A 24,117-nucleotide genomic window follows, 5' to 3' on the forward strand; every position below is an offset into this window, starting at 1 on the left:
GCCCGGCGAACGGCCCGTTCGGGGCGGTGCGTGGTGGGGCGGCTGTTCCGGCACGTTCCCACCGCGGTCCCGCGGCCACGGCGCCGTGGCGCGTCGGCACCGGTGACCGGGCCTACTGACCGGGCTGGCCGGCCTCCTGCGCGGGGGAGACCGCGGGGGAGACCTCGCCGTCCTCGTTGTAGAGGCTGTTGGGGGCGTGCAGGGCCATCCGCCAGCCGAGTTGGAACAGCGTCTCCGAGCCGTACTCCTCGCGGAACTCGGCGATGTGCCGGGCCAGCGTCCGTTCGCTGATGCCGAGGTTGCGGGCGATGACGCGGTGGCCGACGCCCTGCACCATCAGGCGCAGGATGTTGGCGCGCATCCGGGAGATCACTTCCGGCGGCACCTCCGCGGCGCCCAGGAACGGACTGGAGCGGGCCCACATCCGTTCGAACAGGTCGAAGAGGTACGCCACGACCGCGGTGTCGCTGATGAACGCCGCTCTGGCGCCGTCCCCCGGCGTCGGTATGACGGCGACTCTTCGGTCGATGATGAAGATCCGGGTGAACGGCTCCTCCAGGGTGCGGACCTCGGAGCCGGCTTCGGTCATGGCCTCGACGTACTGCCGCGTCGGGGCGGAGTAGCGGGCGCTGGGGTGGTAGATCACCCGCCGGGCGACCCCGCGCCGGGCCAGCCCGAGGTCGCGCTCCATGACCTCCTGGACGAAGTGCTCGCGGCGGCTCCCACCGGGCTGCGCCGTGAGCACCTCCCACTCGGCACCGTCGAAGAGCGTGCCCAGGCGCTGGTTGATCTCCGGCACCCCGTGGGCGTGCACGATCGGCCCGTCGGGGTGGTTGGTCTGCTCCAGCCCCTGGTAGGCGTGGCTCAGGTCCTGCAGCGCTAAGGGGATCGACACCGCCTGCGAGAGCAGTGCCAGGGCCTGCTTCTGCCAGACCGAACCGAGGCGCCCGGCCAGCCGGGTCGGATCCGTCGCGGTCAGGGTCAGCGGCTTCTCGTGGACGACGACCAGGAGACCGAGTTCGATGAGCTCCCGGTAGGTGCCGCTGATGTCGGCCTCGGAGAGCTCGACGCTTCCCCCGGTGGCGATGACCTCCAGGTAGAGGGCCTTCGCCTGCGCGGACACGAAGCCGACGTGCTCCTTCTCCTCGGCCCCGCCTGTCGAACCCATCCCCTGGTCCCCCTCCCGGGAAAAATTCGGCCACTCACACGATTGGGTGCACTCTACGCAAGCGCGGGATCGGTTGGCACCCCACCGTCCGGTGGGATGCCAACCGACCCCGTCGGTCGTCGCGCGCGGTCGCTACCGCCGCGGCCGCCACACCACCAGTGCGCTCGACTGCTGCGCCGGCTGGTACGGCACCAGGTCGCGCCGGTACGAGGCGTGCACCGCGGCCTCCCTGGCCTGCAGCGCCGCGCCCGCGCCCTCGACGGCCGCGGACAGCTCCGCGACCCGCGACTGCAACGCCGCGACCTGGTTCTCCAGTTCGATGATCCGCTTGATGCCGGCCAGGTTGATGCCCTCGTCCTGGGAGAGCCGCTGGACCTCGCGCAGCTGCTGGATGTCCCGGGCTGAGTAGCGGCGGCCACCGCCGCCGGTGCGGTCCGGGCAGACCAGGCCGAGCCGGTCGTACTGGCGCAGGGTCTGCGGGTGCAGGCCGGAGAGCTCGGCGGCGACCGAGATCACGTAGACCGGGGTCTCCTCGGTCAGTGCGTAGCCGGGGCCGGGCGGGCCGGTGCGCCGGCGGCGCGGTGGGGGTCCGCCGGGCAGGCCTTCGCCCAGGCCGGCGCCGATACCAGGCTCAGCGTTCATCGGGTCACGCTCCCTCCGCCGCCTTGAACAGAGCGGCTCGCGGGTCCTCGGTTGCGGTGGCGTCGCGGTACTGCTCCAGTGCGGTCAGGGCCTCGCCGGCGGTCTCCTGCGGGACCGTCACCTCGACGGTGACCAGCAGGTCGCCGCGGGTGCCGTCCTTGCGGGTCGCGCCCTTGCCGCGGGCCCGCAGGGTGAGCCCGTTGGCGCTGCCGGCCGGCAGGCGCAGTTTCACGGCGGGGCCGTTCAGGGTGGGGACGTCGATGGTGCCACCGAGCGCGGCCTCGGGGAAGGTGACCGGCACGGTGACCGTCAGGTTGTCGCCCTTGCGGCCGAAGACCGGGTGCGAGCTGACGTGCACGGTGACGTAGAGGTCGCCGGGCTGGCCGCCGCGCTCGCCCTGGGCGCCCTTGCCCTTGAGCCGGATCCGCTGGGCGTCCTGCACGCCGGCCGGGATCCGCACCTGCATGGTGTGGGCCGAGCTGGCCCGGCCGCTGCCGTGGCAGTCGGGGCAGGGGTCGTCGACGATCATGCCGCGGCCCTTGCAGTCCCGGCAGGGCTCGGAGAGCGCGAAGGCGCCCTGACCCCGGCTCACCGTGCCGGCGCCCACGCAGGTCGGGCAGACCCGCGGGGTGGTGCCGGCCTTGGCACCGGTGCCGGAGCAGGTGCGGCACGGGGCCTGACTGGTCATCCGCAGCGGCACGGTGGCGCCGTCCACGGCCTCCTCGAAGCTGAGCGTGACCTCGGTCTCGACGTCGGCGCCGCGCCGCGGCTGGGCCTGCCGGCCGCGGTTGAACAGCCCGCCGAACACGTCGCCGATGCCGCCGCCGGCGCCGCCGCCCTGGGAGCCGTTGAACAGGTCGCCGAAGTCGAAGCTGTAGCCGTTGCCGGCGGTGCCGCCGCGCATCCGGCCGGCCCCGAAGAGGCTGCGGGCCTCGTCGTACTCCTTGCGGCGCTTCTCGTCCGAGAGCACGTCGTAGGCCTCGGAGATGTCCTTGAACCGCTCCTCGGCCTTCGCGTCACCCTTGTTGGCGTCCGGGTGGAACTCGCGGGCGAGCTTCCGGTAGGTCTTCTTGATCTCGGCGGTGGTGGCGTCCTTCGGCACGCCGAGGACCTTGTAGTAGTCCTTCTCCACGTAGTCCTTCGTGCTCATGACTCCCAACCACCTCCCAGGGGCGATACGGCGCTGCGGAGCCGCGCGTCACCGGTGGTGACGTGCGGCCCCGCAGCGCACAGCGTGTCAGTTCTCGGCCGCACCGTCAGCCTCGGGGCCACCCTCGGAGTCCACGGTGCCCGTGGACTGGGTACCCGGCTGCGGCTCGGCCACGGCCACCATCGCCGGGCGGATGATCCGCTCGCCGATCCGGTAGCCGGGCTGCAGCACCTGCACACAGGTGTCCTCGGTGACCTCCGAGGAGTAACTGTGCATCAGGGCCTCGTGCAGGTTCGGGTCGAAGGGCTCGCCCTCCTTGCCGAACTGCTGCAGGCCCAGCTTGGCGACCACGGTCTCCAGGTTGTCGGAGACCGACTTGAAGCCCCCGGTCACCTCGCCGTGCTCGCGGGCCCGGCCGATGTCGTCCAGCACCGGGATCAGCTGCTCCAGGATGTTGGAGACGGCGATCTCACGGACCGTCAGCCGGTCGCGCTCGACCCGCTTGCGGTAGTTCTGGTACTCGGCCTGCAGCCGCTGCAGGTCGGCGGTGCGCTCGGTCGCCTCGCGCTTGGCGGTGGCCAGCTCGTCCGAGCCGGCCTCCGCGGCGGCGCCCTTGACGGCCTCCTCGGCGGCCTTCAGCACGGCCTCGTCGGCGTTGGAGTCGTCGCCGGGCTCCACGCCCTGCGGCTTCTCCGTCATGCCGCACCACCCTTGGGCTTCTCGTCGTCGACGATCTCGGCGTCCACGACGTCGTCCTCCTTGGGCGCCTCGGCACCCGCGGCACCGGCGGCGGCACCCGAGGCCTGGGCGTCGGCGTAGAGGGCCTGGCCGAGCTTCTGGGCGGTGGTGGAGACCTTCTCCGAGGCCTCGCGGATGGCCGCGATGTCCTCGCCCTTCAGGGCCTCCTTGAGCTCGCCGATCGAGGCCTCGACCTCGGTCTTGACGTCGGCCGGGAGCTTGTCGGTGTTGTCCGCGATGAACTTCTCGGTCGAGTAGACGAGCTGCTCGGCCTGGTTGCGGGTCTCGACCGACTCGCGGCGCTTGTGGTCCTCCTCCGCGTACTGCTCGGCCTCGCGGGTCATCCGCTCGATGTCCTCCTTGGGCAGCGAGGAGCCGCCGGTGACGGTCATCCGCTGCTCCTTGCCGGTGCCGAGGTCCTTGGCACCGACGTGCATGATGCCGTTGGCGTCGATGTCGAAGGTGACCTCGATCTGCGGCAGGCCGCGCGGCGCCGGCGGCAGGCCGGTCAGCTCGAACATGCCGAGCTTCTTGTTGTACGCCGCGATCTCGCGCTCGCCCTGGTAGACCTGGATCTGCACGGAGGGCTGGTTGTCCTCGGCGGTGGTGAAGATCTCCGAACGCTTGGTCGGGATCGTCGTGTTGCGCTCGATCAGCTTGGTCATGATGCCGCCCTTGGTCTCGATGCCCAGGGACAGCGGGGTGACGTCGAGCAGCAGGACGTCCTTGACCTCGCCCTTCAGGACACCGGCCTGCAGGGCGGCGCCGATCGCGACGACCTCGTCCGGGTTGACGCCCTTGTTGGCCTCCTTGCCGCCGGTCAGCTCCTTGACCAGCTCGGAGACGGCGGGCATGCGGGTCGAGCCGCCGACCAGGACCACGTGGTCGATCTCGGACAGCTGGATGCCGGCGTCCTTGATGACGTTGTGGAACGGGACCTTGCAGCGGTCCAGCAGATCGGCCGTCAGCTGCTGGAACTGGGCCCGGGTGAGCTTCTCGTCCAGGTGCAGCGGGCCCTCGGCGGAGGCCGTGATGTAGGGCAGGTTGATCGAGGACTCGGAGGACGAGGAGAGCTCGATCTTGGCCTTCTCGGCCGCCTCGCGCAGGCGCTGCAGCGCCATCTTGTCCTTGGAGAGGTCCACGCCGTGGCCGGACTGGAAGACCTTCACCAGGTGGTCGACGATGCGCTGGTCCCAGTCGTCACCACCGAGGTGGTTGTCGCCGTTGGTGGCCTTGACCTCGACCACGCCGTCGCCGATCTCCAGCAGCGAGACGTCGAAGGTACCGCCACCGAGGTCGAAGACCAGGATGGTCTGGTCGTCCTTGTCCAGGCCGTAGGCCAGGGCGGCCGCGGTCGGCTCGTTGACGATGCGCAGGACGTTCAGACCCGCGATCTCACCGGCCTCCTTGGTGGCCTGGCGCTCCGAGTCGTTGAAGTAGGCCGGGACGGTGATGACCGCGTCGGTGACGGTCTCGCCCAGGTAGGCCTCGGCGTCGCGCTTCAGCTTCTGCAGGATGAAGGCGCTGATCTGCTGCGGGTTGAAGTCCTTGCCGTCGATGGCGGTCTTCCACCCGGTGCCCATGTGCCGCTTGACCGAACGGATGGTCCGGTCGACGTTGGTCACGGCCTGGCGCTTGGCGACCTCGCCGACCAGCACCTCGCCGTTCTTCGCGAAGGCGACGACGGACGGCGTGGTCCGGGCGCCCTCGGCGTTGGTGATGACGGTGGGCTCACCGCCTTCGAGAACACTGACGACCGAGTTCGTCGTGCCGAGGTCGATACCGACCGCGCGTGCCATCTGGATACCTCCACGAGAGTTGAGCTTTACGCGCTCAAGCATGCCCCAGGCCCGGGAGGGAGTCAACAGCCATGAGTCGGTGGCGCTCAACTTTTATGCGGCCCTTATTGACCCCCTCCTTTTTGCCCCCAATGGGTGAGTATGGCCCTACGTGACTGCCGCCATACCTTGAACGTCTTCTGGGTGAGTGCTACGGAGCGATAAGGTCCGCCCGGTGGGTGGTTAAGTTACCCACGAGTACACTCGACCGACCTCTACCCTCACCCACCACCGCTGGAGTACGGAGAAGCCGGATGCAGCTAGCAGCGATCCTCATCTCACTGGGCACGACCGTGGTCGGCGTCGCGCTGTTCGCTCGTGCCATCGCGCAGATCTTCCGGTTCGTCCGGCTCGGCCAGCCGGTGCCCGCCGGGTCGCGGATCAACGACCCGGTCGCCCGCACGGTGACCCTGGCCCGGGAGTTCCTCGGACACTCCCGGATGAACAAGTGGGGCATCGTCGGCATCGCGCACTGGTGCGTGGCCGTCGGCTTCTACGCGCTGATCCTCACCCTGGTCGGCGCGTTCGGGCAGCTCTTCGACCCGAAGTTCGAGGTCCCGGTCATCGGCGACTGGACGCCGTACCTGGTGTTCCAGGAGCTGCTCGGCCTGGTGACCTTCGTCGGCATCGCGGTGCTGACCGTGATCCGCCAGCTGAGCCTGCCGAACAAGGCCGGCCGCAAGTCCCGGTTCGCCGGCTCCAACATGGGCTTCGCGTACTTCATCGAGATCGTCATCCTGGTCATCGGCGCGGCGATCCTGACGCTGCGCGGCCTGGAGGGCGCGCAGGCCGGGGTGGACCACTACGAGGCCGCCTACGTGGTCTCGTACCCGCTGGTGCTCGCCTTCAAGGGGCTGAGCCTGGGCACCCTGCACAACCTGCTCTGGCTGACCGCGACGATCAAGATCTCGGTCTCCTTCATCTGGATGATCACGGTCTCGCTCAACACCGACATGGGCGTGGCCTGGCACCGGTTCCTGGGCTTCCCGAACATCTGGTTCAAGCGGAACGCGGACGGCGAGGTGGCGCTGGGCGCGCTGCAGCCGATGAGCTCCGGCGGCCAGCCGATCGACTTCGAGGACCCGGCGGAGGACGCCGTCTTCGGCGTCTCGCAGGTCGAGCACTTCTCCTGGAAGGGCATCCTCGACTTCTCCACCTGCACCGAGTGCGGCCGCTGCCAGTCGCAGTGCCCCGCCTGGAACACCGGCAAGCCGCTCTCGCCCAAGCTGCTGATCATGTCGCTGCGCGACCACGCCTACAACAAGGCGCCGTACCTGCTGGCGGGCGGCGGTCGCGATGCCGAGGGCGAGGAGAAGGCCACCGCCGAGCAGCTGGCCGGGGTCCCCGCCGCCGCGCTGGCCGAGGCCGAGCGTCCGCTGATCGGGACCGCCGAGGAGGGCGGCGTGATCGACCCGGACGTGCTGTGGTCCTGCACCACCTGCGGCGCCTGCGTCGAGCAGTGCCCGGTGGACATCGAGCACATCGACCACATCGTCGACATGCGCCGCTACCAGGTGATGATCGAGTCCTCGTTCCCCACCGAGGCCGGCACCATGCTCAAGAACCTGGAGAACAAGGGCAACCCGTGGGGCATGGCCACCAAGGCCCGCCTGGACTGGGTCAAGGAGCTGAAGAAGGAGACCGGCATCGAGGTCCCCGTCATCGGCGAGGACATCGAGCCCGCCGAGGTCGAGTACCTGTACTGGGTCGGCTGCGCGGGTGCGCTGGAGGACCGGGCGAAGAAGACCACCAAGGCCTTCGCCGAGCTGCTGCACACCGCCGGGGTGAAGTTCGCGATCCTGGGCAAGGAGGAGTCCTGCACCGGTGACTCCGCCCGCCGCCTGGGCAACGAGTTCCTCTTCCAGATGCTGGGCGCGCAGAACGTCGAGACGCTCAACGCCGCGCTGGAGGACGCTCCGAAGAAGCGGATCGTGGCCACCTGCCCGCACTGCTTCAACACCATCGCCAACGAGTACCCGCAGCTCGGCGGGCACTTCGAGGTGATCCACCACACCCAGCTGCTGCAGCACCTGATCGACGAGGGCAAGCTCGTGCCGGTCAACCCGGTCGAGGGCCTGATCACCTATCACGACCCGTGCTACCTGGGCCGCCACAACAAGGTCTACAGCCCGCCGCGCGAGATCATGGACAAGGTCCCGGGCCTGCGCCAGCAGGAGATGCACCGTCACAAGGAGCGCGGCTTCTGCTGCGGGGCCGGTGGCGCGCGGATGTGGATGGAGGAGCGGATCGGCAAGCGGATCAACACCGAGCGGGTGGACGAGGCGCTGTCGCTCAACCCCGACATCGTCTCCACCGCCTGCCCGTTCTGCCTGGTGATGCTCTCCGACTCCGTCAACGGCAAGAAGAACGAGGGCGCGGCGAAGGAGCACCTGAAGGTGGTCGACGTCGCCCAGCTGCTGCTCGACTCGGTCAAGGCCGCACCGGTCGAGCCCGAGGCGGAGCCGGTCGAGGCGTAGCACCCCGCCCGGCGTGACGGGGCGGGCCGCGCGGCGTGACCGGGTGACCGGTAGCGCTGCGTAGGTCCGCTGGAACGCAGAACGAATGTTTGAGCCGGGTGTGAATGTGCTTGCGGCTCAGCGCCTCACATATGATGCCTGCCCCGGGCGGTATACGCCCGGGGCAGGCGGCTTGCGGCATTTGTCCGCCACCGGCGCCCAGGCCACCACCCGAGCGCCCGTCAGCTGATCCGCAGTCGGTTCCTCCTGGCCGCCGGATCGGCGGGCGAACCGAGCACCAAGCACCCGAGCGACGGCCCTGACACGAACCCGCGGGCTGGATCGCTGACCGGAACCAAGGGGAGAAACGCACAGATGACCCAGGCGATCATGCTGGTCGGCGGTCAGGGCACCCGGCTGCGCCCGCTCACCACCCACACCCCGAAGCCCATGCTCCCGGTGGCGGGTGTGCCGTTCATCGCGCACCAGCTCGCCCGGGCGGCCGCGGCCGGCGTCACCCGCGTGGTGCTCGCCACCTCCTACCTGGCCGAGGTCTTCGAGGAGCACTTCGCCGACGGCACGCCGTACGGGATCGAACTGGTCTACCTGACCGAGAAGGAGCCGCTGGGCACCGGTGGCGCGATCCGCAACGCCGCCGAGGGCCTGACCTGCGGCCCCGACGAGCCGGTGCTCATCTTCAACGGCGACATCCTCTCCGGCCTGGACATCGCGGCCCTGCGCGACGGCCACGTGGCCGCCGGCGCCGACGTCACCCTGCACCTCACCCGGGTCGAGGACCCGCGGGCCTTCGGCCTGGTGCCGACCGACGAGCACGGCCGGGTGCTGGAGTTCCTGGAGAAGCCGGAGACCCCCGAGCAGATCGTCACCGACCAGATCAACGCCGGGTGCTACGTCTTCACCCGATCGGTGATCGACCGGATCCCGGCCGGCCGGGTGGTCTCCGTCGAGCGCGAGACCTTCCCCGAGCTGCTGGAGAGCGGCGCCCTGGTGCGCGGCGTGGTCGACACCTCGTACTGGCTCGACCTGGGCACCCCCGCCGCCTTCGTGCGCGGCTCGGCCGACCTGGTGCTCGGCCGGGTGGACTCGCCCGCCGTGCCCGGTGCGACCGGTGAGGCGCTGCTGCTGGCCGGCTGCACCGTCGACCCCGGCGCGCTGCTCAGCTCCGGCAGCGTGGTCTCCGAGGGCGCCTCGGTCGCGGCCGGCGCCATCGTCGAGGGCAGCGTGGTCCTGCCCGGCGCGGTGATCGGCGCGGACGCCGTGGTCAAGGACTCGATCGTGGGCGCCTACGCGGTGATCGGCGAGCGCACCGTGCTGGACGGCGCGGTGATCGGCGACGGTGCCGTCGTCGAGGCCGACAACGAGCTGCCGAACGGCATCCGGATCGCCTGCGGCAGCCGGCTCGCGGTCGGCGCGGTGCGCACCACCGCCGGCCCCGGCGGCTGCCCGGCCGGCCAGAACTCGGCCGCGGCCGTGCACGGGTCGGTGCTGCAGAAGTAGGGCTGCGGGTCGGCCCGGCCGGTTCTCCCGGCGCTGCTTCGCGGAGGGGTTGTGGTGGTGCGTCACAGCACTGCTGCAACCCCTCCGGCGTTCGGGTCCCGGTAGGGCTTTGCGGGTACCTTCGGAGCGTGGCAGGGAACGGACATCAGAGCGGGTGGGGCGGGGACCAGGCGGGGCGGACCCTCCCGGAGGGGTTCACCGTCCCCGACGGCGCCTACGGGGCGGCCCAGGGCGGGTACGGCCACCGGCCGGACGGGTACGGGGCGGGCGGCTACGGGACGGACGGGTACGGGCCGGGGGGCTACGGGGCGGGTGACCGCTCGTCGGAGTACCAGTCGCCTGAGTACCAATCGTCCGAGTACCCCTCGTCGGAGTACCCCGAGTACCTGGACCAGCAGGGCGGGCCGGAGGGCGGGGACAACGTCACCACCTACCGGGCCGGCGGTCGCACCACGCCCCGGGCCGCCGGGCGACGGCTGGACTGGCGGGAACTGCTGGTCGGCATCTACCGGGCACCCGCCCGGACCTTCGACCAGATGCGGGACCACCAGGTGTGGCTGCCCGCCGTCTGCGTCTCGCTGGTCTACGGCGTGCTGGCGGTGTTCGGGTTCGGCGACACCCGCAGCGAGGTGGTCAAGTCCACCTTCACCGTGGCGCTCTGGTCGCTGGCCGGGGCCGCCGTGGCGTTCACCGTCGCCGGGCTGATCCTCGGCACGGTGACCTACGCGCTGGCCCGGCAGTTCGGCGGTGACGGGCCGTTGGCGCCCACCGTCGGGCTGGCCGTGCTGGTCGGCTGGACCTCCGACGCGCCCCGGCTGCTGGCCGCCCTGGTGCTGCCCTCCTCGGGCCCGGTGGTGCAACTGCTCGCCTGGGCCAGCTGGCTGCTCTGCGCGGTGCTGCTGACCGTGCTGGTCCGGCGGGTGCACGACCTGCCGTGGGGCAAGGCGGCCGGCGCGGTGCTGGTGCAGCTGCTCGCGCTGCTGGTGATGGTGAAGCTGCCGACCCTGGGGTGAGCGCTCGGCGGTCCGGGGGCTGTCTAGGCTGGTGGACGCAGACGTTCGGCACACCACCCGTACGGACGCGGCCATTGCTACGAACCCTCGGAGACCCCGAATGACCTCCCTCCCCACCACCCGCGTCGGCTTCCCCGCCGGGGCGGTGACCGGCGAGTCCACCGTGCTCGCCGTCCACCCGCTCGGCGACGGCCGGTACGGGGTGGTCACCGCGGACACCCCCTTCCACCCGCTCGACCACACCTGGCCCGACCAGCCGGCCGACACCGGCACGCTCACCGTGGCCGGCACCGAGCTGGCCGTGGTGGACTGCCTGACCGCCGCGGTCGGCCCCGACGGTGGCGAGCTGCTGGTCGGCACCGACATCCCGGTGCGGCGCGGTGACGAGGAGTGGGCCTGGCTGGTGCTGCACGTGGTCGAGTCGGCGCCGCAGGCCCTGGCCGCGGGCGCCGAGGTGGCGCTGGCCGTGGACGCCGAGCGGCGGGCCGCGCTGAGCGCCGCGCACACCGGCTGCCACCTGCTCGCGCTCGCCCTGAACGAGGCGCTGGCCGAACGCTGGCGCAAGGACCCGGGCCGCTCCGACGCGCTCGGCCACCCCGACTTCGACAGCCTGGCGATGGCCTCCTCGGTGATGGACACCGAGGCCAGCACGGACACCTACCGGCTGGGCAAGTCGCTGCGGAAGAAGGGCTTCACCACCGACGCCGCCGACGGCCTGCCCGCGCTCGCCGAAGCCCTGCCGGCCGTCACCGCCGCGGTCAACGAGCGGCTGGCCGGCTGGGTCGCGGCCGACGCCCCGGTGCGGATCGAGGTGCCCGGACCGGAGCTGACCGCCCGTCGGACCTGGCACTGCGAGCTGCCGGCCGGCCCCGCGCAGCTCGCCTGCGGCGGCACCCACCTGCACCGGCTCGGCCAGCTCTCCGCGCTGGTCACCGAGCTGACCCTGTCCGAGGACGGGAGCGAGCTGGTCGCGGTGACCCGGCCGGCCCGGGTCTGAGGCGGCTCAGCGGCTCAGAGGCTCGGTGGCTCAGACCGCCGTGCGGTGGAAGTTGAGGTAGGAGCGGGACGGCGTCGGACCGCGCTGCCCCTGGTAGCGCGAGCCGTACCGCTCCGAGCCGTACGGGTGCTCGGAGGGCGAGGAGAGCCGGAACAGGCAGAGCTGACCGATCTTCATGCCCGGGTAGAGCTTGATCGGCAGGGTCGCCACGTTCGACAGCTCCAAGGTCACGTGCCCGCTGAAGCCCGGGTCGATGAACCCGGCCGTCGAGTGGGTCAGCAGCCCGAGCCGGCCCAGGCTCGACTTGCCCTCCAGCCGCGAGGCCACGTCGTCCGGCAGCGTGATCACCTCGTAGGTGGACGCCAGCACGAACTCGCCCGGGTGCAGGATGAACGCCTCGTCACCCTCCGGCTCCACCAGCCGGGTCAGGTCCGGCTGCTCCTGCGAGGGGTCGATGTGCGGGTACCGGTGGTTCTCGAACACCCGGAAGAAACGGTCCAGCCGGACGTCGATGCTCGACGGCTGGATCATGGCGGGGTCGTAGGGAGTGAGCACGACCCGGCCCTTGTCGAGCTCGGCGCGGATGTCTTTGTCGGAGAGCAGCACGCCACGAGGTTACGTGCTCTCGCCCCGACGCCCAATTCCCTCCACGTACCGGACACGCCGAGAGCCCCCGGTCGGAGGCCCCCGGCACCGCCGCCCGCTACTCCTCGACCGGCACCGCGCTCCGCAGCCGCCCGCACCGCGGACACCGCAACAACCGCTGGGGCCCGAGCCGCGCCCCCAGGTTCCGCAACGGGAACGACCCCGTACTGAACACGTGCCCCTCGGCACACCGCACGACAGTCCGCCGCTCCATCGATCCCCTTCCCACTTCCCCGACCCGGCCCGACCGCACCGTCGGACCACGACAGCCGTACATTAGGGGATCAACCGGACATCCAACCTCCAACTCGCCGCCCCTCCCGAACCCAGTACTGACCACCCGGCAGCATGGGGTACAGTGGAGCATGATCGAGCCGTTGCTGACGGTTCATCAGGCGGGCGTAGTTTAATGGTAGAACATGAGCTTCCCAAGCTTAGAGCGCGAGTTCGATTCTCGTCGCCCGCTCAGATGGAGAGCCCCAGGTCAAGTGGCCTGGGGCTTTCGCGTTGGCTGGACCGGCTGGGGGGGCTGGCGTGCCGGATGTGTGCCAGAGGGCAGCTGATGTTCCGTCAGATCCGATGGCCAACCCCGGAGGCTGCCGGGCGGTCAGTCTTCGTCGCCGTCGTCCACCGGATCGGTGCTGGGGTATCCGTCTTCCGTGACGACCGCCTTGCCCGTGGCCTTCTCGATGGCCTCGACCAGGGCCCGCTGGCGGGCTTCGAAGAAGCCTGCGAAGTCATCCTTGGCGAGCAGCTCGGGGTCGGCCAGGTGGGTGCGGATGTGGTCGGCCACGGTGTCCGCCTCGACCTCGGCGTTCTTGGCGAGCCGGGGGAGGTAGGCGGAGGGCGCCACTCCGCCGATGATCCGGTTGGTGCGTCCGGTCAGTGGGGTCTTGTTGACGATCGAGTTGTAGCTGCCTCGGGGGATGTTCTCCCGCTCGCACCACACCTGCGGGAAGATGTGGTGGATGTCCACGGCTTCCGCGAAGTACTCGGTGATCTCGGCCTTCTCACCGGTCCGCCAGTCCGCGGCGCCCTCCTTCATCAGCAGCGCGTAGATCCCCTTGTAGGCGGCGCTGTTGCGGGTGCGCAGGGTCAGCAGCCGGCTCGCGCTGAACCGGGCGTCGCGCACGGTGCGGGGTTCGGGGCCGGCGCCGCGGACCCAGTCCACCGTCTCGGGCAGGTCGTGGCTGAACCTGGTCTCCGTCGAGCCGCCGTACAACTCGCCGAACACGCCGCACCAGTACCAGCGGGCCAGCTTCTGCTGGGCGCCGGCCGGTTGGGCGTGCTCGCCGAGCACGCTGAGGATCGCGGCGAGCGGGATCAGCTGGGTGCCGTAGGGCAGGAACTTGGTGTCGAAGAGGTACTGCTGGCGCAGGAACTTGGCGGCGTCCTTGAAGCCCTGGACGACCAGCGGCTCGAAGTGCTCGTACTCCTCCAGGCCGAGTTCCAGCATGTCCTTGCGCTTGCAGCCGATCCGGGGCAGCCGTTCCTCGTCGACCCCGGTCGCGGCTGCGCGGTCCCGTCGGGCCGCCGTCGCCATCAGTGTGACGGCCTGCAGGAAGTCGGTGTTGGAGACCTCCTTGAGCACGCGGTACTCGGGCGCCTTCCAAGCAGCCCGGACCTTGTTGTCCCAGTGGTCGCGCAGGTCGAACTCGTCCGCGGCGTAGGTGGCGGTGAGCAGCTCGAAGACGGTCAGGGTGACGCCACCGGTGTTGACCTTCTCGAACACCTGGCAGACGGCTTGCCGCTCGGTCTGCTTCCCGAGTTCGATCACCGGCACCTGGTAGAGCTCGAAGGGGCGGATGAACGCCTCCTCGAAGTCCCGCCACCACTTGCGGCCGTCCTCGCCGCGCGCCTTCCAGTAGTCCTCGTAGCCGTAGCTCCAGTCACGGTTGTCGAAGAGCTTCGCGAGCGGGAAGAGCCGGGCCTCGTACTCCTTCTCCGGGGTCGAGCAGTCCTCGATGGGCTCGCCCCGGAAGCTGCGGACCACCCGGTCGGCCGGCAGCAGGCGGATGGCGTCCTCCCGGTCCACCTGGGGGTCGAGGGCCTTGACCATGTCGACGTAGAACCAGCCGGAGATCGGCTGCTTCCGCTGGTTCTGGGTCTCGACCGGCTTGCCGAGCACGAGCGACTGGAAGAGCGAGGTCATCCGCTGCTGGCCGTCGAGGATCAGGGTGTCTGGTTGGGTGCGCGGCGGCGGGGTGGCGCCTTCGACCGGGCGGTACTTGAAGCGGACGTCACCGCCGGTCTGCAGCAGCATCAGGGTGCCGACCGGGTAGCCGCGGGAGATCGAGGCGAGCAGGCCGATGATGTTGTGGTCCGGCCACACCCAGCCGCGCTGGAACTCCGGCAGCTGTGCCTCGCCCTCGGCCACCCGCCGCAGCAGTTTGATCAGCTGGACCTTGTCGATCCCGAATGCTTGCTCCGGCACGATCCGTCCCTTCCTCGACACTGAACGTTGCCGAGAGGCTATCGGGTGGCCGAGCGAACACGGGGTCGGTTCCCAGGCCGACCGGCCCGCCCAGCCGGCGTTGCTGTCGAAGCCGGCCGACAGCCCGGCAGAACGAAGGCCCAGCCCGGAGAGGTGGTCTCCGGGCTGGGCCTTCGGGGGTGACTGCGGGTCAGATCTTGGCGGCGCGGCGGCGCTGGGAGTAGACGACCGCGCCGGCGCCGAGGGCGACCAGGGTGGCGCCGGCGGCGATCAGGGGGGTGCTGTCGGTGCCACCGCCGGTGTAGGCGAGCTTCTGGGGGGTGGTGGCGGTGTCGGTGGTGGTGGTGGGGGTGGTGGCGGTGGTGTTGTTGGCCTGGGTGGTGGTGTTGGTGTCGGCGACCGGGGCGGCGACCGGGGCGCTGAGGGCGACGGCAGCGGCGGCGGGCTTGGCGGCGGTGCCGGACTGGCCCTTGGCCGAGGTGGACTTGGCGGGGGCGGAGCCGGTCTGGGCCGCGGCGACGGGGAAGGAGACGGTGCCGAGGTCGGCGCTGTGGTTGGCGTCGTCGGTCAGGGTGAAGGTGACGGCGGTGTCGTCGGCGGGGAGGGTGTTCTCGGCGCCGAAGGAGACGGTCCAGGTGTAGGTCTGGTGGGCCGGCACGTCGAAGGGGGTGGAGGCCATGGCGTTCTGGGGGAGCACGTAGCCGCCGGTGACGTTGCCCTGGTAGCCGCTGCCCCAGCTCGGCGGCGCGTCGACGGCCGCGGCGCTGAAGGTGTAGGAGCCCATGGTCAGCGGCGAGCCGGTCGGGGTGGCGACGACCAGCGGGTGGAACGGCAGGCTCAGGTCGGAGTCGTTGGTGACCGACAGGGTCATGCTCTCCGCGTCGCCGCCGCGGACCAGCGGGGTGATCGGGGCGGAGGCCGACAGCTTGGCGGTGAGCGGCTTGGTGGCGCCCTCGGCGATCGGGAAGGTGACGGTGCCGAGGTTGGTGCTGTCGTTGGCGTCGTTGGTCAGGGTGAAGGCGACGGCGGTGTCGTCGGCGGGGAAGTTCTCCTCGGCGCCGAACGAGACGGACCAGGTGTAGGTCTGGTGGGCCGGCACGTTGAAGGGGACGTCGGCCATGGCGTTCTGGGGGAGGACGTAGCCGCCGTTGACCTTGCCGTTGAAGGCGCCGCCCCAGCTCGGCGGCGCGTCGATGGCCGCGGCGTTGAAGGTGTAGGTGCCCATGGTGAGCGGCGAGCCGGTCGCGGTGGCGACGATCGCGGGGTGGAACGGCTGGGCCTGGTCGGAGTTGTTGGTGACCGACAGGGTCATGCTCTCGCCGCTGCCGCCGCGGACCAGCGGGGTGATCGTGCTGGGGGCCGACAGGGTGGCGGTGAGCGGCTTGGCGTCGCTCGGGGCGGCGGCGGCCGGGGTGTCGGCGAAGGCGGCGGTGGGCGCGAGGGCGGCGACGCCGGCGGCGACGAGGGCGGTGGCGGAGAGCAGGCGGGAGCGGCGGGCGAACGAGCGAGCAGACATGATGGTCCCCCCCAGGGATCAGTCAGTGCGGAAAGTGACGAGCGATCAGAATCCAGCCTGCTGCTCTGTCCTGCGACTCAGCGGCTGCGATGTGAAGATAGTGTCAGATTGTTGGTATGCCTGTGATGGTGATTCCGTCACCGCCGTGTAACAGCCGACGGGTACCAACGAACCGCCGGGGAGGGGGTCCCTGAGGGGGCGTCAGCCGCCTGTCTTGAGGCGCTGGAGCGAGCGGGTGAACGGGGTGGCGAGGTCGCCGAGGGGGGCGAAGAACCGGCGGTCGCACTCCTCGACCACGGCGACCGCGCGGTTGGCCAGGTCACGGCCGGCGGGGGTGGTCTGGAGGGCGCGGGCGCGCTTGTCGGTGGGGTGGGGGAGGCGCTCGACCAGGCCGGCGGACTCCAGGGTGCGCAACACCTGGGAGGTCATCATCGGGTCGGTGGCGGTGTGGTCGGCCAGTTGCTTCTGGGTGATCGGGCCGTCGGTGCCGAGCCAGGTGAGGGCGGCCAGCAGGACGAACTGGACGTGGGTCAGGCCGTGCGGTTTGAGGGCCGCGCGCTGGGCGGCCTGCCAGCGGTTGGTGATCTGCCAGAGCAGCAATCCCGGGCTCTCCTCGGCGTCGTCGAAGGAGGAGGCCAGTTCACGTCCGGTCATGGGCGAAGGGTTCCTCCCGGGTCGGCCCGGTCATGGCGGCGCGGATCAGGGCGAAGTCGCCCTCGGTCAGCTCGATCAGACCACGGCGCAGCTGGTACCCCCAGTTCGGCTCGGCGGTGAGGTGGAGGGCGTGGCGCAGGCCGGCGATCGGCGCGTCGGTGGTGGGGCGGTAGTGCACGCGGCGGCGGTGGGGCTTGAAGTCGCCCTCGTCGGCCTGCCAGATCGTTTCGTCGGCGACCTCGGCGAGGGCGGTGAAGGCCTGGAGGGGTTCGCCGTCGCGCAGGCGGGTGCGCGGTGAGTAGTAGACCAGCCAGTCGCCCGCGGAGAGCCGGGCGAGCGGGGGCCGCCGGCCGTGGCCGAGCTGGGCGATGCCCAGGCGCCGGCCGCGCTCGACGTGCTCGCGGCAGACGACGCCGAGCCAGTGCTTCACGCCGCGACCTCGACGTTCGCCTCCGCGGCGGCCTTGAGGCCGGCGAGGTCGCGCGGGAGGCCGGCGGCGATGTCCTTGCCGAGGATGCGGCGCCAGAGCCAGGCCATCGGGCCGGCCAGGTCGACGGTCACCTGGACGTGGGTGGCGCCGGCCTCGTCGACGTCGACCTCGTGGTGGAAGGTCAGCTTGGCGCCGGGCAGCAGCGACACGTCGGTGAACTCGCGCTCGGTCAGGGCGGTGATGACGAACTTGGTCTTCGGGCCGCCCTTCGGCTTGAGCATCCCGGTGGTGCCCTGCGCGAACGGGCCGTCGAGGCGGACCCACGCGGTGTCGGCGTTCCACTCGGGCCAGGTGGCGGTGTCGGCCCAGCGGGCGAAGAAGGCGGTGGGGGCGGCGGTGGAGGAGATCCGGGCGGTGCCGAGCGTCGTCGTCATGGAATTAGTATGCGCGCTTAGTACCCCGGGGGTCAAGGGCCGCCCAGCTCGTCGACCGGGACCAGCGCGAGGCCGCGGGCGAGCAGGCCCTCGATCACGGCGGGCAGGGCCTCGACGGTCTGGTGGCGGTCGCCGGCGCCGTCGTGCATCAGGACGACCGAGCCGGGCGCGGCGGCGTCCAGCACGTTGGCGGTGAGCTGCTCCGGGCCCGGCTTGGTCCAGTCGCGGGAGTCCACGTCCCACATGGTCAGGGCGCTCGGGTGGTCGGCCAGCGCGGCCAGCACCTCGGGGCTGAGCGAGCCGTAGGGCGGGCGGAAGCGGGTCGGGGCCCGGCCGGCGACCCGGGCGATCGCCTCGGTGGTGCGGTCGAGCTGCTCGTGCAGCTGGTCCCGGGTCAGGTCGGGCAGGAAGGGGTGCGACCAGGAGTGGTTGCCCAGCTCGTGGCCGCCGTCGGCGATCCGGCGGACCTCGTCGGGCATGGCCGCGACGTGCAGGCCGACGCAGAAGAAGGTGGCCCGGGCGCCGTAGCGCTCCAGGACGTCGAGGATCCGGCGGGTGTGCGCCGGGTCGGGCCCGTCGTCGAAGGTGAGCGCGACCCGGGGGGTGTCGCGCGGGCCGTGCTCGAAGCAGCGGCCGGCGGCGGCCATGGCCGCGCGGATCGGCGCGCTGCGCAGGGAGTTGTCGTAGTACTCGGGTTCGCGGCCGGTCAGGGTGCCGCGGTCCGGGGTGATCCGGGTCAGCGTGCCGAGGGCGGTGCGGCCCCGTTCGGCGAGCCGGGCGGCCGGGACGGAGCCGAAGTCCGGGCGGGGCGGCAGCTGCCAGGGGTCCGCGCGGTACACCGGGAGGTCGGCCGCCGTCATCGGGCCGTCGAGCAGGCCGTTGGTGCTGTCCAGGATCACCAGCGGCACCGGGCCGTCGGCCAACAGCCTCAGCCAGTCGATGAGTTCGGCGACCCGGGCGGGGTGCCAGCGGCGCGGCTCGGTCACCTGGCGGCCCGCGTCGTCCACCACCTCGATCCGGTAGCCCGAGTCGGTCCAGGCGATGCCCGCGTAGCGCGTGTTCATTGGTCCTCTGGCGTTCTTGCTGGATCTCGTCGCGGTCGGTCGCCGGTCAGTCGGCGCACGGTGCGGCGGAGTTGGGCACGTGGTGAGGGAAATGAGTTGTGGGGAAGTCGAGTTGACTGTGGATCAGGCAACCTTGACGGATTCGGTGCCGATGCTGATGGTGACGGCGACCAGTCCGCCGAGTGCGGCGGCGTAGGCGCGCAGCGTGTCCAGCTCCATGCTCGCCGGGTCGCGGTTCTCGATCTGGGACACCCGCGCCTGCGAGACCCCGAGCACCCTGGCCACCTCCGCCTGGGTGCGGCCCTGGGCCTTCCGCAGATCCTTGAGCGCGATGTCCGAGGGCTGGCGGTCGCCGGCTCCTCTGGTGGCGTGTCCGGTGCGTACGGCATTCATGAGAACTCCCAGCCTCTTGCCCAGCGCCCATACATCCGTTCCCCCCCGGCGACTCTCCACAATGGCGTCCAATCCGGAAGCCACCGGTGTCGGCAACACCGAAGGTGTTTGCACACGGCCTCGGGCAATGAGTCTGGACCAGGAGCTCACGGATTTTCAAGAGGTCCAGACCAGCGGACCTGCGGCTATGCCGCGGTGCACCGTGCGACCTGCGTCGACGTTCATTTATAAGTCCTGCGTTCTACGGTGGCGATAAACCTGGATCGTGCCCTATGGGGCCGGATCGGAGGTTTCTGCCGAGTGTGCCGTTATGGGGTGGTCCGGGGTGTTGGTCCGAGTTGCTTGACGGCGAGTTGCTGCCCACACTGTGCGACACGGCTGGAGGGTCCGGATGGGTTCGACTGGTTCGCGCTTCGGCATTTGCGCAGGTGAATGCGGTAGTGGCAATGCCGGTCGAAGAATAGGTCTAGGCCATTTTGGTCTAGACATTCCTGGCCTCAAAGGTCTAGACCAAAGAGGCGGCGGAAGGGGCGCTTGGCGGCATGACAACCTTGTACGAGCGGTTCGCGGCATCGGCCGGCCGATATGCCGACCGGATTGCCCTGGATATCGGTGGCCGGCAGTTCTGCTATGCCGAGCTGGAATTCCTGGCAAAAGGCGTCGCAGCCGGCGTGCTGGAAAGGCACCGGGGGGTTCCGGGGCGGCTCGGCCTGATCGTCGACCGGAGTGCGAACTCGTTCGCCGGATACCTGGCCGGCCAAATGCTCGGCTGCACCGTCGTGCCGATCAATTCCGAGTACCCGGCCCAGCGGATTCGGCAGCTGATGGCCGCGGCCGGTCCCGACCTGGTGCTGGCCCCGCAGGACCCGCCCGGCGGCGGGTCCGTCCCGGTGGCCGGGGACAGCGGCGCACCCGCCTACATCCTGCTGACCTCGGGTTCCACGGGCCGGCCGAAGGGCGTGCCGATCGGGCAGGCGAACCTGGCGGCCCACCTCGAACACGTCCGGCGGCGCTACCGGATCCAGCCGGACAGCCGGCTCTCCAACACCTTCGAGCTCACCTTCGACCTCTCCGTCTTCGACATGTTCGCCGCCTGGTCCAGCGGAGCGGCCCTCGTCGTCGCCGGCCGCAACGAGCTGCTGACCCCGGCCGCATTCGTCGGCGCCAAGGGGCTGACCCACTGGTTCTCGGTCCCCTCGGTGATCTCCCGGGCGGCGGGGATGCGACGGCTGCGCCCCGACAGCATGCCGTCCTTGCAATGGAGCCTGTTCTGCGGTGAACAGCTGACTTACCGGCAGGCCGACGCCTGGCGGCTCGCCGCCCCGAACAGCACGATCGAAAACCTCTACGGGCCCACCGAATTGACGATCAGCTGTTTCGACTACCGGCTCCCCGAGAACCCGGAGCACTGGCCGCCGACCGCGAACGGCACGGTGCCGATCGGGCGGCGCTACGGCGGGATCGAGCACCTGGTGGTCGACCCGGACGGGCGGCCGGCGGACCGCGGCGAACTGTGCGTGCGCGGCCCCCAGCGGTTCGACGGCTACCTGGACCCCGCGGACAACGCGGGCCGGTTCCTGGCCGGCGACGACCCCGGCCGCGCGCTCGACGGCCCCGGCCCGCTGCCCGCCGACGCCTGGTACCGCACCGGCGACCTGGTCGAACGGCTGCCGGACGGCGACCTGGTGCACCGCGGCCGGCTCGACCACCAGGTGAAGGTGGCCGGCTACCGGGTGGAACTCGGCGAGGTGGAGAGCGCGTTGCGCGCCGCGCCCGGGGTCCGGGACGCCGTCGTGCTCGCCGCACCCACCCGGCCGGGCGGCGAGGACCGGCTGCTGGCCGCCTGCACCGGCCACGGCGTGCTGCCCGCCGCCGTGCTGGACGGACTCCGGGCCGCCCTCCCCGCGCACCTGGTGCCGGACCGCCTCGTCGTGCTCGACGAACTCCCCTACGGCGGCAACGGCAAGGTGGACCGCCCGGCGCTGCTGAACCTGCTCCTCCCGCCCGCACCGGTCCGCCCGTGACCGGCACCGACCCATTCTTGAAAGGGAACTGACGATGGAGAACACCATGCTCGACCGGATCCAGGACCTCCTGCGGGAGGTGCTCGCCGCCAGAGGCCTGCCCGCCGACGGCCTGACGGCCGAGAGCAACCTGTTCGTCGACTTCGGGCTCGACTCGATCGCGCTGCTGGAGTTCCTGGTGGAGCTTGAGGCGCGGCTCGGCGTGGCCGTCGACTTCGAGTCCCTGGAGTACGAGGACCTGGTGTCGCTGACCAGCCTCGAACAGGCCCTGCAGCGGGCCTGAGGGCCGCCACCGTGACCACCGCACCCACGGACCGGCCCGCCCCGCCGCGCGTGCTGTTCGGCAGCTTCGACGCCGAGCGCTCCTGGGAGGCCCGCGGCGGCCGCTCCGCCCTGCCCTCGCTGGCCCCGGGGCCGGCGGCGGCCGCGCTGGCCGGCGCCGACGAACTGCTGCTGCAACTCTGCGGCCCGCGCGACCTGTTGCTGACCGGTCGGCCGATGGTGCCCGAGCTGCTGGCCGACCTGCGGTCGCACGCGGCGCTCGGCGCCGTGGCGACCGTGCCCGGCGATCCGGCCGTGCCGGTCGAGGAACGGCTCGCCGCCGGGGCCGGCGCCGGGCTCGGCGCGAGCGCCCACACGCCGCTGCCCTACGCCGTGCTGCCCGTGACGCCGGCCGCCGTGGCGGGGCTCGGCGGCACGGCGGCCGTGCCGGAGCCGGCCGCCGTGCTGGCGGTGAACGCGAAGACCTGGGCGAACGCGTTCTGCGCGGCGCACGGCGTCGAGGGCGCCGCCCGCACCGCCGGCAGCGCCGAGGAACTGGAGCGCGAAGTCGGCCGGCTCGGCTACCCGGTGGTGCTGAAGAGCGCGCACGGGGTGGCCGGGCGCGGCTCGATGGTCGTCACCGACGCGCTGCGGCTCGGCGCCGTGCTGCGCTACCAGCGCGCCCGAGCCGCGGACCGGGGTGAGCCGCTGCTGGTCCAGCGGCTCTACCAGCGGGCCGCGGACTTCTCGGCGCACTTCGACCTCGCGCCCGACGGGTCGATGGGCGAGGTCGCGTTCCGCGGCATGACCAACACCGGGCTCAGCTTCGCCGGTTCGGACACCCTGGACGAACGGGTCGAGGCCCGGCTGCGCGCCGACGACGGGTACCTGCGGGTGCTCGCGGCGCTGGGTGCGGAGCTCGGCGCGGCCGGCTACTGGGGGCCGGTCTGCGTCGACGGGCTGATCGCCACCGACGGCACCCTGGTGCCGGTGCTCGACGTCAACGCGCGGCTCTCCATGGGGCGGATCGCGCTCGCCCTGGACGCCGCGGCGCCGACCCGGCTGACCCGGCTCTCCTTCGCGGCCGTGCGCTGCTCGGGCGAGCCCCGGGACAGCTACCTGACGATCCGTCGGATGCTGGCGGAGGCCGGGCTCGCCGTCACCGGCGACCGGGGGCACGGGGTGCGGGTGCTCACCGCGGCGACCCTGCGGGCCCCGGTCGGGCGCTGCTACTACGTGGTCCAGGCCGACACGACCGAGCAGGTCGCGGAGTCGGAGCGGCGGCTGCGCGAACTGCTGGCTCAGCTACCGTCGGCGAGCTGACTGGACTCGGCGGCCTCCGTGTAGAGGAGCTGGTGGCCCATCAGCTCCGCCAGGGTCTCCCGGCGGCGGACCAGGTGGGCCGTGCCGTCCACCACCAGCACCTCGGCCGGGTACCCGTGAGAGAGGAAGCCGGTGGGCGAGGCGGTCGGCCCGTAGGCGCCCGAGCGCTCGACGCCGATCAGGTCGCCGGGGCGCAGCTCGGGCAGCTCCACGTTGCGGCCGAACAGGTCGTTGGGCGTGCACAGCGGCCCGGTCAGCTGCCAGGGGCCGGTCCGCTCGCCGTCCGCCGCCGACCGGTTCAGCAGCCTGATCGGGAAGTTGCGGTGCACCAGCGAGCCGATGCCGACCGCCGCCATGTGGTGGTTGGTGCCGCCGTCGGCGACGGCGAACCGCCGGCCCATCGACTCCTTGGTGTAGCGCACGGTGGTCAGGTAGGTGCCGGCGTCGGCGGCCAGGTAGCGGCCCAGCTCCATGACCAGCCTGGTCCCCGGGTGCCGCCCGGCGAACCCGGCGACCAGCGGGTTGAGGCCCTCGGCCAGCAGGGCGGGGTCCAGGTCCTGCTCGCCGTCGAAGTAGGCGACGCCCAGGCCGCCGCCCACGTCGACGAGTTCGAGCGGGAAGTCGAGCCGCTCGGCCAGTCGCTCGGCCAGGTCGAGGATGCGGGCCGTGTTCTCGACGATCACCTGCTCGGACATGATCCGGCTGCCCAGGTACACGTGCACGCCGATCAGCCGCACGCCGCGGTAGCGGGTCGCCAGGTCGGCCGGGCAGCCGAGCAGGGCCGCCTCGTCGATCCCGAACTGCCGTGGCACGCCGCCCATCGCCAGGCCGGCGCCCTTCACCGTGAAGGCCGGGTTGACCCGCAGCGCGACCCGCGCGACCACCCCGTGCCGGAGCGCGACCCGGTCGATCAGCGCGAGCTCCTCGAAGGACTCGCAGACCAACGCGGCGATGCCGGCCGTGACGGCGTCCTCGATCTCCGCCTCGCTCTTGCCCGGCCCGAGCAGGATGGTGTCCGCGGGCGCGGCGCCGGCCCGGAACGCCGTGTGCAGCTCGGCCCGTGACGACACCTCGGCCCGGGCGCCGAGGCCGTGCAGGAAGGCGAAGACGCTCAGGTTCGGGTTGGACTTGAGCGAGAAGAACAGCTCGATCCGGTGGTCGAGCGCGGCCCGCAGCCGGGTGAACTGCCGGGCGAGCACGGCGCCGTCGTAGACGTAGAGCGGGGTGCCGAACCGTGCGGCGAGTTCGGTGAAGGGGAGTCCGTCGGCCGTCGCCGCGGGTTCGGTCATCGCGCGTCACCCTTCCGGCGGGGCCGGTGCCGGCGCGCCCCGAGCGGGCCGCCGCTTTGGTCTGGACCAATTGATCCGGAGCGCGAGCATAGCGAAGTGGCGGGCCGGATTCGAGGGTTGACACCGCTCG

The 24,117-nt window shown here is 71.4% G+C and carries 20 protein-coding genes, 1 tRNA gene and 1 pseudogene; 8 read left to right on the forward strand and 14 right to left on the reverse strand.

Annotated features, from left to right (window positions below; all coding sequences use genetic code 11):
• Positions 1–112: 112 nt before the first annotated feature.
• The 5 genes from FHX73_RS13610 to dnaK all read right to left on the reverse strand — a co-directional run bounded on the left by FHX73_RS13610 (position 113) and on the right by dnaK (position 5,497).
• A complete protein-coding gene (locus FHX73_RS13610) occupies positions 113–1,168 on the reverse strand; it encodes a helix-turn-helix domain-containing protein (RefSeq protein ID WP_145905259.1) in 1,056 nt (351 codons plus the stop codon).
• Positions 1,169–1,300: 132 nt separating this feature from the next.
• The gene (locus FHX73_RS13615) at positions 1,301–1,810 is read right to left on the reverse strand and encodes a heat shock protein transcriptional repressor HspR (protein WP_145905260.1); all 510 of its coding nucleotides are present in this window, start codon (positions 1,808–1,810) and stop codon (positions 1,301–1,303) included.
• 4 nt (positions 1,811–1,814) lie between these two features.
• Positions 1,815–2,960, reverse strand: coding sequence for a molecular chaperone DnaJ (gene dnaJ / locus FHX73_RS13620; protein ID WP_145905261.1), 1,146 nt, complete (start codon positions 2,958–2,960; stop codon positions 1,815–1,817).
• An 87-nt stretch (positions 2,961–3,047) separates the two neighbouring features.
• Positions 3,048–3,659, reverse strand: coding sequence for a nucleotide exchange factor GrpE (gene grpE / locus FHX73_RS13625; protein ID WP_145905262.1), 612 nt, complete (start codon positions 3,657–3,659; stop codon positions 3,048–3,050).
• Complete coding sequence (dnaK, locus tag FHX73_RS13630) at positions 3,656–5,497, reverse strand: molecular chaperone DnaK (RefSeq protein WP_145905263.1); 1,842 nt, start codon at positions 5,495–5,497, stop codon at positions 3,656–3,658. The genes grpE and dnaK overlap by 4 nt, the downstream gene beginning before the upstream one ends.
• Positions 5,498–5,790: 293 nt before the next feature.
• Here dnaK and FHX73_RS13635 point away from each other — a divergent pair, with 293 nt between their 5' ends.
• The 4 genes and pseudogenes from FHX73_RS13635 to FHX73_RS13650 all read left to right on the forward strand — a co-directional run bounded on the left by FHX73_RS13635 (position 5,791) and on the right by FHX73_RS13650 (position 11,520).
• A complete protein-coding gene (locus FHX73_RS13635; protein WP_145905264.1) occupies positions 5,791–8,013 on the forward strand; it encodes a (Fe-S)-binding protein in 2,223 nt (740 codons plus the stop codon).
• Between the two features lie 354 nt (positions 8,014–8,367).
• Positions 8,368–9,432, forward strand: a pseudogene (gene manB, locus FHX73_RS13640) (mannose-1-phosphate guanylyltransferase); the annotation flags it as partial.
• Positions 9,433–9,638: 206 nt separating this feature from the next.
• Positions 9,639–10,523, forward strand: a complete 885-nt coding sequence (locus tag FHX73_RS13645; protein WP_145905266.1) for a Yip1 family protein — start codon at positions 9,639–9,641, stop codon at positions 10,521–10,523.
• Between the two features lie 100 nt (positions 10,524–10,623).
• Complete coding sequence (locus FHX73_RS13650) at positions 10,624–11,520, forward strand: alanyl-tRNA editing protein (protein ID WP_145905267.1); 897 nt, start codon at positions 10,624–10,626, stop codon at positions 11,518–11,520.
• A gap of 30 nt (positions 11,521–11,550) precedes the next feature.
• On the opposite strand, the gene dcd is transcribed toward FHX73_RS13650, so the two are convergent.
• Positions 11,551–12,126, reverse strand: coding sequence for a dCTP deaminase (gene dcd, locus FHX73_RS13655; RefSeq protein WP_145905268.1), 576 nt, complete (start codon positions 12,124–12,126; stop codon positions 11,551–11,553).
• A 434-nt stretch (positions 12,127–12,560) separates the two neighbouring features.
• Between dcd and FHX73_RS13660 the strand changes: the two genes are divergently transcribed.
• Positions 12,561–12,631 (forward strand) — tRNA-Gly (locus FHX73_RS13660).
• A gap of 141 nt (positions 12,632–12,772) precedes the next feature.
• Here the strand turns inward: FHX73_RS13660 and FHX73_RS13665 are convergent.
• From FHX73_RS13665 to FHX73_RS13695, 7 genes are all read right to left on the reverse strand, one after another.
• Entirely contained in the window at positions 12,773–14,599 is a 1,827-nt protein-coding gene (locus tag FHX73_RS13665; protein WP_145905269.1) for a DUF262 domain-containing protein, read from the reverse strand.
• A 190-nt stretch (positions 14,600–14,789) separates the two neighbouring features.
• Positions 14,790–16,115 carry a hypothetical protein gene (locus FHX73_RS13670; RefSeq protein WP_145905270.1) on the reverse strand — a complete coding sequence of 442 codons (1,326 nt, stop codon included), beginning with the start codon at positions 16,113–16,115 and terminating at the stop codon, positions 14,790–14,792.
• Positions 16,116–16,316: 201 nt separating this feature from the next.
• Positions 16,317–16,769, reverse strand: a complete 453-nt coding sequence (locus FHX73_RS13675; RefSeq protein ID WP_145905271.1) for a MarR family winged helix-turn-helix transcriptional regulator — start codon at positions 16,767–16,769, stop codon at positions 16,317–16,319.
• A complete protein-coding gene (locus FHX73_RS13680) occupies positions 16,756–17,199 on the reverse strand; it encodes an EVE domain-containing protein (RefSeq protein ID WP_145905272.1) in 444 nt (147 codons plus the stop codon). Before FHX73_RS13680 ends, FHX73_RS13675 begins: the two co-directional genes overlap by 14 nt.
• A complete protein-coding gene (locus tag FHX73_RS44650; protein ID WP_170304911.1) occupies positions 17,196–17,633 on the reverse strand; it encodes an SRPBCC family protein in 438 nt (145 codons plus the stop codon). Before FHX73_RS44650 ends, FHX73_RS13680 begins: the two co-directional genes overlap by 4 nt.
• A 32-nt stretch (positions 17,634–17,665) precedes the next feature.
• Complete coding sequence (locus FHX73_RS13690) at positions 17,666–18,697, reverse strand: polysaccharide deacetylase family protein (protein WP_145905273.1); 1,032 nt, start codon at positions 18,695–18,697, stop codon at positions 17,666–17,668.
• A gap of 123 nt (positions 18,698–18,820) precedes the next feature.
• A complete protein-coding gene (locus FHX73_RS13695; protein WP_145905274.1) occupies positions 18,821–19,090 on the reverse strand; it encodes a helix-turn-helix domain-containing protein in 270 nt (89 codons plus the stop codon).
• Positions 19,091–19,632: 542 nt separating this feature from the next.
• On the opposite strand from FHX73_RS13695, the gene FHX73_RS13700 reads away from it, so the two are divergent.
• The 3 genes from FHX73_RS13700 to FHX73_RS13710 are packed head-to-tail and all read left to right on the forward strand — an operon-like array spanning position 19,633 to position 22,698.
• Positions 19,633–21,114, forward strand: coding sequence for an AMP-binding protein (locus FHX73_RS13700; RefSeq protein WP_145905275.1), 1,482 nt, complete (start codon positions 19,633–19,635; stop codon positions 21,112–21,114).
• Between the two features lie 34 nt (positions 21,115–21,148).
• The gene (locus FHX73_RS13705; protein ID WP_145905276.1) at positions 21,149–21,397 is read left to right on the forward strand and encodes an acyl carrier protein; all 249 of its coding nucleotides are present in this window, start codon (positions 21,149–21,151) and stop codon (positions 21,395–21,397) included.
• 11 nt (positions 21,398–21,408) lie between these two features.
• Positions 21,409–22,698, forward strand: coding sequence for an ATP-binding protein (locus FHX73_RS13710; RefSeq protein WP_145905277.1), 1,290 nt, complete (start codon positions 21,409–21,411; stop codon positions 22,696–22,698).
• Here the strand turns inward: FHX73_RS13710 and FHX73_RS13715 are convergent.
• On the reverse strand, positions 22,677–23,987 hold the full coding sequence (locus FHX73_RS13715) for a type III PLP-dependent enzyme (protein WP_145905278.1): 1,311 nt from the start codon (positions 23,985–23,987) through the stop codon (positions 22,677–22,679). The two genes, FHX73_RS13710 and FHX73_RS13715, sit on opposite strands and share 22 nt — an antisense overlap.
• Between the last annotated feature and the right edge of the window lie 130 nt (positions 23,988–24,117).

The sequence above is a fragment of the Kitasatospora viridis genome, from assembly GCF_007829815.1.
GTDB lineage: Bacteria > Actinomycetota > Actinomycetes > Streptomycetales > Streptomycetaceae > Kitasatospora > Kitasatospora viridis.